Raw genomic sequence first — 15,157 nt, forward strand, 5'->3', positions numbered from 1 at the left:
CGTGCTTATTCCCCTGTGAGGCGGGAGAATCAAAAAAAGAATAAATAGAAAATATTCGATTTTAATGCCTACAGGCTGACAGGCTTTTGATCAACTAAAAACTCAAAACTTAGAAAACAATTAATATTATCTTTTTTCAACTTGGCTCATTCATAGAATCCAAGTACAATACTGCGCTAGTCGAGGGATGCTGCGACGTTTTACAGGCACTAAATGTAAAATCGCTAGGCTCGACCATCGGTCAGACATTCGTTCTGATCAACAACGGCATCCGCGAACAGAACGATCCAATCTATTTTTTCCTAGGAGATCCTGATGAACGCGGTTACTGCTTCATTTACAGATTACAAAGTTGCTGATATTTCACTTGCTGATTACGGCCGTAAAGAAATTAAACTTGCTGAAGCTGAAATGCCAGCCCTCATGGGTCTGCGTAAACGCTACTCGGCAGCAAAACCACTTGCAGGCGCGAAAATTCTCGGCTGTATCCACATGACCATTCAAACAGCTGTTTTAATTGAAACGCTGGTTGAATTGGGCGCTGAAGTTCGTTGGACGTCATGTAACATCTTCTCGACTCAAGACCATGCTGCTGCTGCAATCGCTGCTGCGGGCATTCCCGTGTTTGCCTGGAAAGGCGAAACTGAAGAAGAATACATGTGGTGTCTTGAACAACAAATCAATGTAAATGGCACGCCTTGGGATGCCAACATGATTCTTGACGATGGCGGTGATTTAACACTACTTGTTCATGAAAAATACCCAGAAGTGATTGAAAAAATTCACGGTGTAACTGAAGAAACAACGACAGGTGTTCAACGTCTGTATGAAATGCTTCGTGATGGCACTTTAAAAGTTCCTGCAATCAACGTAAACGATTCAGTAACCAAGTCTAAAAACGACAACAAATACGGTTGCCGTCACTCACTGAACGATGCAATCAAACGTGGTACAGATATGCTTTTATCTGGCCGTCGTGCACTTGTGATCGGTTATGGTGACGTAGGTAAAGGTTCTGCGCAATCCCTTCGTCAAGAAGGCATGATTGTACGCGTAACTGAAGTTGATCCAATCTGCGCAATGCAAGCATGCATGGACGGTTACGAAGTTGTATCTCCATACAAAAATGGCGTGCAAACTGGCAAGAAAGAAGACATCAATGTTGACCTTCTTCAAAACACTGACCTTATCGTAACTACAACAGGTAACTACCACGTATGTGACGCTGCAATGCTTGATTCATTAAAAGCTGGCGCAGTTGTTTGTAACATCGGTCACTTTGATACTGAAATTGATACAGCTTACCTACGTGGCTACAAGTGGGTTGAAGTTAAACCTCAAGTACACCAGGTGTATCGTTCAGAAAATGAAAATGATTACCTGATCCTTCTTTCTGAAGGCCGTTTGGTGAACCTTGGTAATGCGACTGGTCACCCATCACGTATTATGGATGGTTCATTTGCCAACCAGGTATTGGGTCAAATGCATTTATTCGCTGAGAAATTTGCTGATCTTCCAGAATCTGAAAAAGCTGCACAAATTCGTGTAGAACTTCTTCCTAAGAAATTAGATGAAGAAGTTGCTGCTGCGATGGTTGCTGGTTTCGGTGGTGTCTTGACTCAATTGACTCAAGAACAAGCGGATTACTTGGGTGTTCAAGTTGAAGGCCCATTCAAGTCGGATGCTTATAAATACTAATTTTTATTTTTACCTCTCCCTAGCCCTCTCCTAAAAGGAGAGGGAAACTTCTATTGTGAAAATAGTTAGAGGGTAAGTTTTAAAGACTTTAACTATCGTAATGGAAGTCCCTTCTCCCTTTGGGAGAAGGTTAGGATGAGGGCAATCCAAAATTACAAGTATTTATAAAAAGGATTTGAACATGTCTAAACAGATTCCAATTTCATTTGAATTCTTCCCGACCAAAACTGATGTAGGTGCGGAAAAACTCAAAGTTGTGCATCAAGAGCTACAACTCTTAAATCCAGAGTTCTTCTCTGTGACCTATGGTGCTGGTGGTTCCACTCGTGAACGCACCCTGTCTACTATCAATGACTTTAATGGCAAAGGCGCACCTGTTGCCCCTCACCTGTCTTGTATTGGTGATGACAAAGCGCGTATTGCTGAACTTCTAGACCTGTACAAATCTCAAGGCATTAACCGTATTGTTGCCCTGCGTGGTGACTTGCCTTCTGGTCAGGTCGGTTTGGGTGAATTGCCTTATGCAGCTGATCTGGTTCGCTTTATCCGCGAACATTCAGGCGATCATTTTAAAATTGAAGTCGCAGCTTATCCGGAAATGCATCCACAGGCAGAAAGCTTTGACAAAGACATTCAGCACTTTGTTGAAAAAGTTCAGGCCGGTGCCAATGCTGCTTTAACCCAGTTCTTCTTCAATCCAGATGCTTACTTTTACTTTGTAGATCGTATCCAGAAAGCAGGAATCGATATTCCGGTTGCGCCAGGCATCATGCCAATTACCAATGCCAGCAACCTGATTCGCTTTGCTGATGGTACCGGTGCTGAAATTCCACGCTGGATTCGCAAGCAACTGGCAACTTATGGTGACGATACTGCCAGCATTAAAGCCTTTGGCCATGAAGTTGTGGTTAAATTCTGTGAGCGTCTACTTGCAGGTGGTGCGCCAAGCTTGCATTTCTACACCATGAATACTACTGACCCGACCCGTCAGCTGGTCACCGATCTTGGTTTAGCTTAAGCCCTTTATTTCACCGATTTTTTGAGTAGAACGATCAATGCCACGTTTTTATATAGATGCTGATTTAACTATTGATGTCAGCCTTGAGCTTACGGAAACTGTATTTCATCATTGGGTAAAGGTTTTACGCGCGCAAGTCGGTGAAAGCGCGACCCTGTTCAATGGACAGGGTGGCGAATATGACGTGACTTTAACCGAGGTTGATAAAAAATCAGCCACCGTCTCGGTCAATGCATTTAATCCTGCCAATCGCACACCAAAGTTCCAGGCTTTGCTCGGTCAGGTGATGAGTAAAGGCGACCGTATGGATTATGCGATTCAGAAAGCAGTCGAACTGGGCGTTTCCGAAATTCAGCTGCTGACTTCGGATCGTTGTGAAATGCGTTTAAAGTATGATCGCGACCAGAAAAAACTAGATCACTGGCAAGGCATTGCTATTGCGGCTTGTGAACAATGTGGTCTGAATATTGTTCCTAAAATTTTAGCGCCCATATCACTTGAAAAATGGCTGGATACTGAACTACCCAACACCAAACTGGTTTTGGCACCCAATAAAGATGAAACAGATGTACTGGCAGAGGCGACCTTGGATCTTGTCCTATTGATCGGCCCTGAGGGTGGCCTGAGTGAGGCGGAAATTAGTACCGCAAATCAAAAAGGTTTTCTCAACTGGTGTATAGGCGAGCGTGTCCTGCGTACCGAAACCGCTCCTGTTGTTGCTCTGTCAATTTTAAATTATGTGCTTTAATTCATCGGATGAGTAAAAATTTGCCTTTAATTTTGTTGATTTTTATTTTTAAGGCATCTAATCTCGACTAAAGAATAATAAACATTTATTAATTGATTTCACACACTTCTTGGAGTTTCTATAATAACAATGTACAAGGACGAAAACCGTTTAGGATGAATACAGGCATTGAATCACATGGTTGATAATCAGGACGACTATATTCAGCAGCATTTGCATGATGCTCAAATTGCGAATACGCTTCGCCATAGTCGCTATTTTTTGCTCAGTATCATGGTGATTTGCCTCTATATTTTTTGTATTTATCACATTCAATATAGTCCTTCTAATACGTATTTTAATACCTGGTTTATTCTGACAGAACTTCTGGTCAGCATGTGCTGGCTGGTGAGTACGCTGTATTTTAAACCTGAACACTATAATCAGAAAAGCGCGCACCGCTGGTTACAGATGCAGAGCCTTGCAGTCGGAAGCTGTATCGCGGCCGGTATTTATACAATTTATTACTATTTGCCGCAGGCCAATCCTGTATTTGAAGATATTGAAGCACTGACCTTGTCTGCCTTGTTGCTGATTGTAAGCCAAGCATTTGGCCTGACCTACCTGACCCAGAAACTGAGCTATTTTTGTCTGGTCTTTTTGCCGTCCTTATTCCCTTTTTTACTGTCGCAGCTTGACCATGTCGGTCATTCCAATCCCTTTTTTGGTCTGGCCTTAAATTTCGCCATGATTGTGATTTTGCTGTGCGCGACGAGTAGTTATCGAATTCACAGCCGTACCTCACGCCTGTATGCGGAAAATGATATTCTGGTGAAAAATGCCGAACAGCAAGTGCATTGGACTGATGAACTGTGCCAGCAACTCAAAACTGAAGTTAATAAATCCAAAGATATTGAACTGCAATTACAGCTCAGCAATCAATTGCTGGAGCAAAAAGTACGGGAACGTACCTATGATATTGAACAGATCAATCATGACCTGAAGAATCAGCAGCAAAACCTAGAACTTGCACATGAAATTGCCGGTATTCGGCCATGGGACTGGAATATTCAAGAGCGCAGCATCACCTTAACCAATCATAAAGACGAAAAGATTCTGCGCGATTCCAAAGATCACCATCTGCAATTACAGTATCTGATTCACCCTGAAGATCTGGACTATTTTAAGCGCAATATGAAACAGCATTTGCGTGGCCAGATTGAACGCTATGATGCTACTTACCGGATCAAGCTCAGTGAAGGTGGCTGGAGTTGGGTGCATGATATTGGCCGGGTGATCAGTCGTGATCCTAAAAATAAAAAACCCTTGCGCATGGTCGGTATCCGTCGTGATATTCAGCAGGAACGTCTTTCTCAAGAACGTTTAAAACTGGTGGCCAGTGTACTAGAACAGGCTGCGGAAGGCATTTTTATTCTGAATCCTGAATTAGATTATATCGATGTCAATCCTCACTATGAATACCTGAGCGGTTTTGAGCGTGACGAAATTATCGGTAAATCCTTATTTGATATTGCGGTGCAAAATAAATCCCAGCAACGTACTTTTCAGGCCAATATTGTCAAACAGATTCAAAAGATTGGCTCTTATGATGGAGAGGTTTATGCCAAATTTCTATCTGGCAAAGAGTCGACCTTATGGCTGCATATTAATGCCGTGACTGATGATGAAGGCCGGATTACCCATTATATTGGCATCGTATCAGATCTGACTGAACGTAAATTACAGGAACAGCGCCTGTCCTATCTGGAAAATTACGACACACTGACTGACTTGCCGAACCGCTTTTATTATAACTATCAGCTACATCAGTATCTGGTTTCGCAAAAAGACTCGATTAAAGAGATGGCTGTGATTCGGCTTAATATCGACCGTTTCCGCCCATTGAATGAATATCTATCCAATAACGGCGGTGATGAACTTCTACGCCAGGTGGCGCAGCGGCTGCGCATGACCAATGCAGAAGCGCTATTTGTTGCACATCTAAATGGTGATGATTTTGCGATTCTCTATGAAATTTCACATATTCGCCCTTCAGTTCAGCACCATTGTGAACGCATTGCTCAGGCCTTTAGCAGACCGTTTAATATTTACGGTCAGGATCATGTGATTACCCTGTCCATGGGCGTGGCATTCTATCCGGATCATGGCCGTCAGCTGGATTATTTAAATAACTGCGCCGAACAGGCATTGAATGAAGCCAAAAATCTCGGTGGCAACACCATTCACTTTTATTCCAGTGAAAATCATTCATTACAGAACAAAGGAGTTTTTCTGGAACGGGATTTGCGTAAAGCGATCCAGAATAATGAGCTGATTGTCTATTATCAGCCTAAAATCAATTTTAGCGATCAAAGCATTTATGGCTTTGAAGCGCTGATTCGCTGGAACCATCCAGAAAAAGGCATTATCGCACCAGGCCTATTTATACCGTTAGCGGAACAGACCAGCCTGATTTCAGACATTGGCCGTCTGGTGATCCAGCAGGCCGCTAAACAGATTCGCCAATGGAATGATGTGGGCTTTAATCATATTTGTGTATCAGTCAATATCGTGGCGCAGCAATTGCGTCGTGGTCAATTGCTCGATGATCTGGATCAGGCCATTGCAAACAACCAGATTTCAGGCGCCAGTCTGGAGCTGGAAATTACCGAATCTTCTTTAATCGAAAATTCGGAAGCGGTCAAAAATCTGTTGAATGAGATTAAACAGCGACATATTCATATTGCTCTGGATGATTTTGGTACAGGTTATTCCTCTCTCTCCTATCTCGCTGATTTTCCGATTGATACCTTAAAAATTGATCGCAGTTTTGTTTGCAAGATTGGTGAAAACAAGCAGGCAGCCATTGTCAGTGCTATGGTGGCCATGGGTAAAGCCATGGGCATGACCGTGGTCGCGGAAGGCATCGAGACTGAAGAGCAGCTAGAATATCTACGTGATTTAGACTGTGATATTGCCCAAGGTTACTTATTTTCCAAACCGCTTCCTGAGCAGGATGCAACCGCTTATTTAGTGCGAGACAAGACGCATCAGACTTATATACCCCAAGTCTAAGTCCATACCCCACCACAATAAGTTTGTTGGAAAAACGGCCGTCTTTGTCTGTCCGAACTGGCTAACAAATGGTATATTCAGGAACATAAATAAATTCTTTGCCCGCTGACCGGGTAATCTTTACAACGATCGAGAGACTGATGGACGAACAATCTTTAAAGCAACAGGCCCTTTACTATCACGAGTTTCCTACCCCGGGGAAAATCAGCGTTACACCAAGCAAACAATTGGTCAACCAACGTGACTTGGCCCTTGCTTACTCGCCTGGCGTAGCTGCACCATGTCTTGAGATTGAACGCGATCCTTCAACTGCTGCATTGTATACGGCTCGTGGCAACCTGGTTGCTGTAGTGACCAACGGTACTGCCGTGCTTGGCTTGGGTAATATTGGTCCTTTGGCTTCTAAACCAGTGATGGAAGGTAAAGGCGTATTATTCAAAAAATTCGCTGGCGTTGATGTATTCGATATCGAAGTTGCTGAAAATGATCCAGACAAAATTGTGGATATTGTAGCTGCATTAGAACCGACTTTTGGCGGGATTAACCTTGAAGATATCAAGGCGCCAGAGTGTTTCTATATCGAGCAAAAATTGCGTGAACGCATGAATATTCCAGTATTCCATGATGATCAGCACGGTACTTCGATTATTGTCGGTTCTGCGCTCCTCAACGCGTTACAAATCAACGGTAAAAAAATTGAAGACATCAAGATCGTGGCTTCAGGCGCGGGTGCTGCTGCACTGTCCTGTTTAAATCTGCTTTGCGCTCTAGGTGCTAAGAAAGAGAACATCATCGTTGCCGATTCACGTGGTCTGCTGACTACACATCGCGAAGGCCTGGATGAATCTAAGAAAGCCTATGTACAAGACATCGAAGCTACTCAGCTTGGTGACGTAATTGCAGGCGCAGACATGTTCCTCGGTCTGTCTGCTGCAGGCATTTTGACCAAAGAAATGGTCAAGGTCATGGCTGAAGATCCGATCATCTTTGCCTTGGCGAACCCGGATCCAGAAATTCTACCTGAACATGCGCATGAAGTCCGTGATGACGTGATCATGGCGACTGGTCGTTCTGACTATCCAAACCAGGTGAATAACGCACTGTGCTTCCCGTACATCTTCCGTGGTGCGCTGGACGTTGGTGCAACCACTATTAACGAAGAAATGAAAATTGCCTGTGTCCACGCGATTGCACGTATGGCACACGTTGAAGCTGATGCGGCAACCTATGGTGAAAAATCGGCATCATTTGGCCGTGAATACCTGATTCCGGGCCCACTGGATCAACGTTTGATTCTAGAAATCGCACCTGCTGTTGCACAAGCAGCAATGGATTCTGGCGTGGCAACACGTCCAATCACGGATTTCTCGCATTATCGTCAACGTTTGTCTGAGTTTGTCTACAACTCTGCATTCATGATGAAACCAATCTTTGAACAGGCTAAATCTGATCCTAAACGTATTGCTTATGCAGAAGGTGAAGACCTGCGTGTACTTCGCGCAGTTCAAATCGCGGTAGATGACGGTTTGGCAATTCCGATTCTGGTAGGCCGTCCAGCTGTCATTGAAGCCAACATCAAAAAATTGGGTCTGCGTCTTGAAGATGGCGTGAATATCACCATCGTCGATCAGGAAAAAAACCCGAATTACGAAATGTTTGCAGACGATTACTACAACATTATGCAGCGTAAGGGTGTAACGCCTGAATATGCACAGCGTGAAGCACGTCGCCGCTCTACCCTGATCGCAGCGATGCTCGTGAAACATGGCATGGCAGACGGTATGCTGTGTGGTACGTATTCAAGCTACGATATTCACCTGGACTTCGTTAGCAACATCATTGGCAAGAAAGATGGTCATAACACTTTCTTTACCCTGAATGCCTTGATGCTTGAAGACCGCAACCTGTTCATTGCTGATACCTATGTCAATACCAACCCAACGGCTGAACAGCTGGCTGAAATGACCATTCTGGCCGCTGAAGAAGTTCGCCGTTTTGGTATGACACCACGTATTGCCCTGCTGTCTCACTCAAGTTTTGGTTCAGACCAGCATGATGCCAGCGCGCAAAAAATGCGTAAGGTGTATGACATCCTGTCTGAAATCGCGCCTGAGCTGGAAGTTGAAGGTGAAATGCACGGTGATGCTGCACTGGATGAGAACATTCGTCAGTTTGCATTCCCGAATTCACGTTTCAAAGGCTCTGCAAACTTGCTGATCATGCCGAATCTGGATGCTGCCAATATCTCGTTTAACCTGTTAAAGGCAACTTCAGGCAACAACGTAACGATTGGTCCAATTCTGTTGGGTGCTGCGAAACCTGTGCACATTTTGACGCCGACTGCGACTACGCGTCGTGTAATCAACATGACCGCACTCACTGTTGCAGAAATCCAGCAAGCGGAACAAGATGCACTTTAAGCCAATGACAAGATAACGACGCATCAGCCTCGTTTCTTAACTTGAGAAAACCTCTATTCTGTAGCATGATGCTTGTAAGAATAGAGGTTTTTTCATGCAAGTTTATTTAGTAGGGGGCGCAGTTCGAGATCATTTGCTCGGACACCCCTATCACGAAAAAGATTATGTGGTCGTTGGTGCAACTCCCGCGCAAATGCTTGACTTAGGCTATCAGCCCGTAGGCAAAGATTTTCCTGTTTTTCTACATCCCCAAACAAAAGAAGAATATGCACTGGCGCGTACCGAACGTAAATCTGGCGCCGGTTATCATGGTTTTGAGTTTCATACCGATGTCAGCGTTACGCTAGAGCAGGATCTGATTCGTCGCGATTTGACCATTAATGCCATGGCCATGGATGATGCCGGCCAGGTTTATGATCCCTATGGTGGTCAACAGGACTTGGAAAACCGGATTCTACGTCATGTTTCCGATGCCTTTATCGAAGATCCATTGCGCGTACTGCGAATAGCCCGTTTTGCTGCCCGTTATACGAGTGCAGGCTTTGTGATTGCCAATGAAACCTTGGCATTAATGCAACGCTTGACTGAAACCGGTGAATTAAATGCATTGACACCGGAACGCGTCTGGAAAGAGACTTCCCGTGCTTTATCCGAACGTCATGCTGATGTGTATTTTGAAGTATTACGTCAATGTGGTGCTTTAAAGGTGCTATTCCCTGAGATTGACGCCTTATATGGCATTCCACAGCGCCCTGAATATCATCCGGAAATTGACTGTGGCATTCATACCATGATGTCCTTGCAGCAGGCGTGTCGTCAAAATTATAGTCTGGATGTACGTTTTGCCGTTTTAGTGCATGACTTAGGAAAAGCTTTGACGCCAGTTGAAGAATTACCGCGACATATCATGCATGAAGAGCGAGGCATCAAGCCAGTGAATGAACTATGTGACCGCTTAAAAGTGCCGACGTATACCAAGCAGCTGGCTTTAGCAGTGTGCAAAGAGCATCTAAAATGCCATCAGGCCTTTAATCTTAAGCCGGGAACCTTATGGCGATTATTGCAACGTCTGGATGTGTTACGTCGTCCTGAACGTGTCGAAGCTTTCGTTCAGGCGTGTGAATGTGATTCACGTGGCCGTTTGGGTCTGGAAGATCGTGCCTATCCACAAGCACAATATGTCCTCGATGCCATGCAAACCGTACGCGCCATCAAGGCACAAGACCTGCCTGCCGATATTCAGGGTCCGGATATTGGTGAAATGCTGATTGAACGACGGATTCAGGCACTCGGTGAACTCAAAGCACAACAAACCGTAGCGATTGAATAATAAAAAAGCACCCTCGGGTGCTTTTTTAATAGCTTAATTTCTCTTTATCACAAAAGGAATTAAGAAATATTGGATCAGTACCATCAGGAAATATCTGCCGGAAAAGTAATCACTTGCTCCAGTTTCATTTGATTGGTTGCAATCATCAACAAACGGTCAATTCCAAGGGCAATTCCAGAACATTCCGGCATATTCGGTAAAGCTGCCAATAGATATTTATCGATCGGCATGACATGCAAGCCCAGCTTGGCCCGTTCTGCATTATCCGCCTCAAAGCGCGAACGCAATACGTCGGCATCAATCAGCTCATCATAGGCATTGGCCAATTCTAAACCTTCGATATACAATTCAAAACGTGCGGCGACCAGTTCACCATCTTCATCGGTTCGGGTTTTGGCCAGTGATGCCATTTCAGGGGGGAAATCAGTCAGGAATACTGCAGTATCAAAACCCAGACTAGGTTCAACCATATGTGAAAATAACAGGTCGATATAACCGAGACGATCCTCGCCTAAATCCAGATTGAGTCCAACGCGGCGGCAGCAATCTTTCAGTTCCTGTAAAGTGGCTTGAAGTGGATTGAGATCCAGACGATCCATGAAAGCATGTTTATAGCTTAGAATGGTCGGACGGATTTCGCCAAAACGTGCTTTCAAAGTCACATTCAGCAAATCCGATACTTCAAACATCAGATCTTTTAAGCTAAATCCCGGACGATACCATTCCAGCATGGTGAATTCGCTATTGTGCTTGCGTCCATGCTCATCATTGCGGAAGACCTTACAGATTTGGTAAATGGGTCCACTACCACTGGCCAATAAGCGCTTCATAGCAAATTCGGGTGAGGTCTGCAAATAATGCGTATTCAATTTACCCAGCACATGGCGCTGTGCCTGTACCGAGGCTAAATGCACATCGGTCACACCGGCTTGAGACAAAATCGGTGTTTCCACCTCTAATACATCCCGCTCAGCGAAAAATTGACGGATTTGACGATATAAGGTCGCCCGTGCACGCATGGCTTGAAGGTCACAAGTGGGTTGATACGTCATCGTCATGCCTTCGGCCCACCATGTGCTGCCCACTCACGGCGTAGCGGATAAGTTTTACGTAAATGATCAAATGCCTGCTGATCGACTTTACCTTCTTTGATACAGGCACGTAGATTGGCATCATCACGAGCAATGTTATAAATTTGGGATAAATGCTGTTGCAATGCTATTTTTAAATCCTGCCCCCGAAAAAACTGCTCACAGACAGGCAGCTGGGTTTCAAACTGTTTACTGGCTGCAAAACCGAAAGTTTGACAAAAAGCCTCATAAATCATCTGAGTACCGCGCGCTTTGCCTTCCAAGCTATAACCGGCAATATGCGGAGTCACCAAGGTTACTAGATCCAGAAGTTCTGCTGAAATCAGCGGTTCGTGTTCAAAGACATCCAAAATCACGGTTCGGTGTGTCGCCTGTATATCCTGGATTAGCGCGGCCTCTTCAATGACTGGCCCACGTGCTGAATTAATCAGGATTGCGTCAGGCTGCATTTTTGCCAACGCAGCAGCATTAAATAAATGATAGGTTGGATATGCGCCTGTTATGGTTAAAGGGACATGAATCGAAATTGCATCCGCTTGTTGCAGCAATTCATTAAATTCAACTTGATTAATCTGCTCTCTTTGCACAAGAGGATCGCAACCGAGCACACGCCAACCCAAGAGCTTCGCCATGTAGGCCAGTCGGGTTCCGACATTACCCAAGCCGACAATACCCAGGGTAAATGTCGCATTGGCATCGAGTAATTCAGGACGTACCTGCAATAACGCGGTAATCACATATTCAGCCACCGCTTGCGCATTACAGCCGGCAGCATTACTCCATTGAATCCCATGTTGTTCTAATGCAGCAATATCCAAATGATCTGTACCAATGGTGGCACTGCCCACAAATTTGATCGAACTATTCTGTAGCAGTGCTTCATTAACCTGAGTCACTGAACGTACCAACAGGCTATCGGCATCTTTGACATCATCTGCACTTAAGGTTCGCCCTGCACGATGTTGAATATCACCAAATTCGGAAAAGAAATAATCGGTGAATGCCAGATTTTCATCTGCGACAATTTTCATAATGAGATCCATATGATGCTTGGGCGTATGATAGCGCGTTGGCGCCTCTGACTCTATATTTGGCCGACACGTCCATTTTTCAAGATTTTATGCCTTGAGTTTAGGACTGAGGAATTTAATATTCAACATATACAGCCTCAAAAAGCAAAACCCCAATCTTTCGACTGGGGTTTTAGAATTTGGCGGAAGCGGTGAGATTCGAACTCACGGAGGACTCACACCCTCGTCGGTTTTCAAGACCGGTGCATTAAACCGCTCTGCCACGCTTCCTTGGCCGCCATCATATAAATAAATTAGATTTTTGGCAATAAAATTTAGCGAAACTTCTATAAAAAGCGGCTTATTCAGCTAAAAATCATCCGAAATCAAAGCCAACATGGGTATTTTCAATCAAAGTTTTTAATATTGAAAATGATCTTGAGTTGAATTTAACTCAGTAGAGGATGATGAGAGAAATAACTACATTCAGCATCAAGTGGATCAACAACCGAAAAAAATTGAGACATAAAAAAACCCAGTCAAATAGACTGGGTTTTTAAAATTTGGCGGAAGCGGTGAGATTCGAACTCACGGAGGACTCACACCCTCGTCGGTTTTCAAGACCGGTGCATTAAACCGCTCTGCCACGCTTCCATGGCCGACATGATATAAACAAAAATCACGCTTGGCAAATATTTTTATACTTTCACTGCATCAACTGCACAAAATAAAATCAATTATATTAATCTGCTGAATTTTCTGGCTTTTCATAACGAATTGAGTTGATGAACCAGAGTTTCTTGCCGGAGGGGGTCAATACCTCGGCCTCATCATCGACCTGCTTGCCTAATAACGCGCGTGCCATCGGTGAACTGATCGAAATATGCTGCGGATGATGATCATAAATTTCATCTACACCCACAATACGTAAAGTTTTTTGTTCACCTTCTTCATTTTCAATTTCTACCCAGGCACCAAAATAGACCTTGCCCTCTTGCTCCGGGAAAAAATCGATGATTTTCAGCTCTTCGAGGCGCTTGCCGAGGTATCTGACCCGCCGATCAATTTTCCTTAAAATTTGCTTGTTATATTGGTAATCTGCATTTTCAGAACGGTCGCCGAGACTGGCGGCCCAGTTCACTTTTTTGGTAATTTCAGGGCGCTCTTCATACCAGAGATTCTTAAGTTCTGCCACCAATTTATCGTGTCCAGCACGGGTGATTAAGTTGGATTTCATACGTATTGCTGATCATATTTTCAGTGTTTTAACTTACAAACAGCTTATTTTATTTACCATTTTAACACAATGGCAAAATTCCAAAAAAATTAACTTTATATTTCAATAGCTTAAAATTATTTTTAAAAATAATTTGTGTACAAAATTTGACAATCGTTTTTTAGATCATTAATATGCCACCAACTTCCGGAAATGCTTACTTTTTAATCTATGTAGTTTTTCTACATAATTATCTTTAAATCTCTTGTCATTTTGAATGACGTCATGACTGCCCAACCCTTATTGAATTTATCAAACTGTTAAAATTTCTGGCTTTGTTGGCTGTGATTTTTAGGGCATAAATTACTTGTAGCGGAGACAACATGCACAGTAGTTCATCCACTGGGTCGAGGCTTTGCCTAAGATCTGTAATTTCTTCTCTCCCTTTGAAAGCACTTGTACTGAGCACTGCATTTATTCCCCTACACAGTATCAATGCAAGTAAGACCACACTTCAGTTTGATCATGTGGTCAATAGCAATAAGTTGACCGTGGTTGCGGTTGAAAATCCGACTACCGTATTCCAGGATGGACAACATCTACATGGCTTCGGTTATGATCTGGTTCGTAACTATGCCAACAATCTGAATGTAAAGCTCGATTTTAAAATCGTTCCTGATAATCAGACTGCCCTACAATGGGTTGCTCAGGGTAAAGCCAATCTGGCTATGACGACTACCGATATACGCACCATTGAAAATAAGCGTTTGACGTCATTCTCAGCCACTTGTGGCGATGAATCGATTCTGTCGAGTAATGGCTTGAATACCAATTTAAATCTGGTGTTTAAATCTGCTACAGATCCTTTGAGCCAGACGGCCAGTGCTTTTGTCTGCAAAGGCAAACAAAGTGGTGCCATCAAGCAGCTTGCTTCATTTTATAATCAGAATGTGGTGAAAGAGGAATCTTGGACCACCATTCAACGTGATTTGAACAATCGACTGCCGATCTATGAAGCGAGTTTTAAACAGACAGCGCAGCAGTATGATCTGGATTGGCATTTACTGGCGGCCATTGGTTATCAGGAATCTTATCTGAAACCGAATTCAGTTTCTCCGACGGGTGTGCGTGGTTTGATGATGCTGACCAACAGTACAGCAAAAGCCATGGGCGTGAGTAACCGTACCGATCCTGCTCAAAGCATTCAGGGTGGTGCCAAGTATTATGATCAAATGCTTAGTCGCTATGATCATATTCCTTTTCCAGATCGGAACTGGTTTGCACTGGTAGCTTATAATATGGGCCCAGGTGCAGTGAATCAGTTGCAAAAGCGCATTCAGTCGCAAGGCAAGAACCCGAATAACTGGGTGAACTTATATGCCTATCTGGATCAGAATAAAGCCAATAATGGTCGCTACCGTCAAGCGGTACAATATGTGACCCGCATTCGTGCTTATTTGGAACATATCAAGACCACACCACAATTGGTGAATATCTAAGCTAAAACCTTAGCATTAATCAAAATGACATAAAAAAAGCTTACCTCAGGGTAAGCTTTTTTCGTCTTTATTC

The 15,157-nt window shown here is 43.8% G+C and carries 10 protein-coding genes and 2 tRNA genes; 7 read left to right on the top strand and 5 right to left on the bottom strand.

Going from position 1 to position 15,157, the window contains the following annotated elements:
* Positions 1-315: 315 nt before the first annotated feature.
* From ahcY to NI462_RS06975, 6 genes are all read left to right on the top strand, one after another.
* Positions 316-1,698 carry an adenosylhomocysteinase gene (gene ahcY, locus NI462_RS06950; RefSeq protein WP_005103920.1) on the top strand — a complete coding sequence of 461 codons (1,383 nt, stop codon included), beginning with the start codon at positions 316-318 and terminating at the stop codon, positions 1,696-1,698.
* A gap of 181 nt (positions 1,699-1,879) precedes the next feature.
* The gene (gene metF, locus NI462_RS06955) at positions 1,880-2,716 is read left to right on the top strand and encodes a methylenetetrahydrofolate reductase [NAD(P)H] (RefSeq protein ID WP_005265840.1); all 837 of its coding nucleotides are present in this window, start codon (positions 1,880-1,882) and stop codon (positions 2,714-2,716) included.
* A gap of 37 nt (positions 2,717-2,753) precedes the next feature.
* Positions 2,754-3,464, top strand: a complete 711-nt coding sequence (locus tag NI462_RS06960; RefSeq protein ID WP_005103922.1) for a 16S rRNA (uracil(1498)-N(3))-methyltransferase — start codon at positions 2,754-2,756, stop codon at positions 3,462-3,464.
* A 177-nt stretch (positions 3,465-3,641) separates the two neighbouring features.
* Positions 3,642-6,518, top strand: coding sequence for a putative bifunctional diguanylate cyclase/phosphodiesterase (locus NI462_RS06965; RefSeq protein WP_253159762.1), 2,877 nt, complete (start codon positions 3,642-3,644; stop codon positions 6,516-6,518).
* A gap of 140 nt (positions 6,519-6,658) precedes the next feature.
* Positions 6,659-8,938: an NADP-dependent malic enzyme gene (locus NI462_RS06970; protein WP_253159764.1), complete on the top strand. Its 2,280-nt coding sequence runs from the start codon at positions 6,659-6,661 to the stop codon at positions 8,936-8,938.
* A gap of 94 nt (positions 8,939-9,032) precedes the next feature.
* Positions 9,033-10,268 carry a multifunctional CCA addition/repair protein gene (locus NI462_RS06975; RefSeq protein ID WP_253159766.1) on the top strand — a complete coding sequence of 412 codons (1,236 nt, stop codon included), beginning with the start codon at positions 9,033-9,035 and terminating at the stop codon, positions 10,266-10,268.
* 83 nt (positions 10,269-10,351) lie between these two features.
* Here NI462_RS06975 and epmA read toward each other — a convergent pair whose 3' ends face one another.
* The 5 genes from epmA to greB all read right to left on the bottom strand — a co-directional run bounded on the left by epmA (position 10,352) and on the right by greB (position 13,606).
* Complete coding sequence (gene epmA / locus NI462_RS06980) at positions 10,352-11,326, bottom strand: EF-P lysine aminoacylase EpmA (RefSeq protein WP_004645738.1); 975 nt, start codon at positions 11,324-11,326, stop codon at positions 10,352-10,354.
* Positions 11,323-12,390: a 4-phosphoerythronate dehydrogenase gene (locus NI462_RS06985; RefSeq protein WP_253137777.1), complete on the bottom strand. Its 1,068-nt coding sequence runs from the start codon at positions 12,388-12,390 to the stop codon at positions 11,323-11,325. Before NI462_RS06985 ends, epmA begins: the two co-directional genes overlap by 4 nt.
* 180 nt (positions 12,391-12,570) lie before the next feature.
* Positions 12,571-12,660: transfer RNA gene (locus NI462_RS06990), tRNA-Ser, on the bottom strand.
* A 273-nt stretch (positions 12,661-12,933) separates the two neighbouring features.
* Positions 12,934-13,023: transfer RNA gene (locus tag NI462_RS06995), tRNA-Ser, on the bottom strand.
* A gap of 88 nt (positions 13,024-13,111) precedes the next feature.
* The gene (gene greB / locus NI462_RS07000; RefSeq protein WP_253137776.1) at positions 13,112-13,606 is read right to left on the bottom strand and encodes a transcription elongation factor GreB; all 495 of its coding nucleotides are present in this window, start codon (positions 13,604-13,606) and stop codon (positions 13,112-13,114) included.
* Between the two features lie 362 nt (positions 13,607-13,968).
* Between greB and NI462_RS07005 the strand changes: the two genes are divergently transcribed.
* Entirely contained in the window at positions 13,969-15,084 is a 1,116-nt protein-coding gene (locus NI462_RS07005; RefSeq protein ID WP_004280534.1) for an MltF family protein, read from the top strand.
* Positions 15,085-15,157 lie beyond the last annotated feature (73 nt).

The sequence above is a fragment of the Acinetobacter lwoffii genome (assembly GCF_024129715.1).
Taxonomy (GTDB): domain Bacteria; phylum Pseudomonadota; class Gammaproteobacteria; order Pseudomonadales; family Moraxellaceae; genus Acinetobacter; species Acinetobacter lwoffii_U.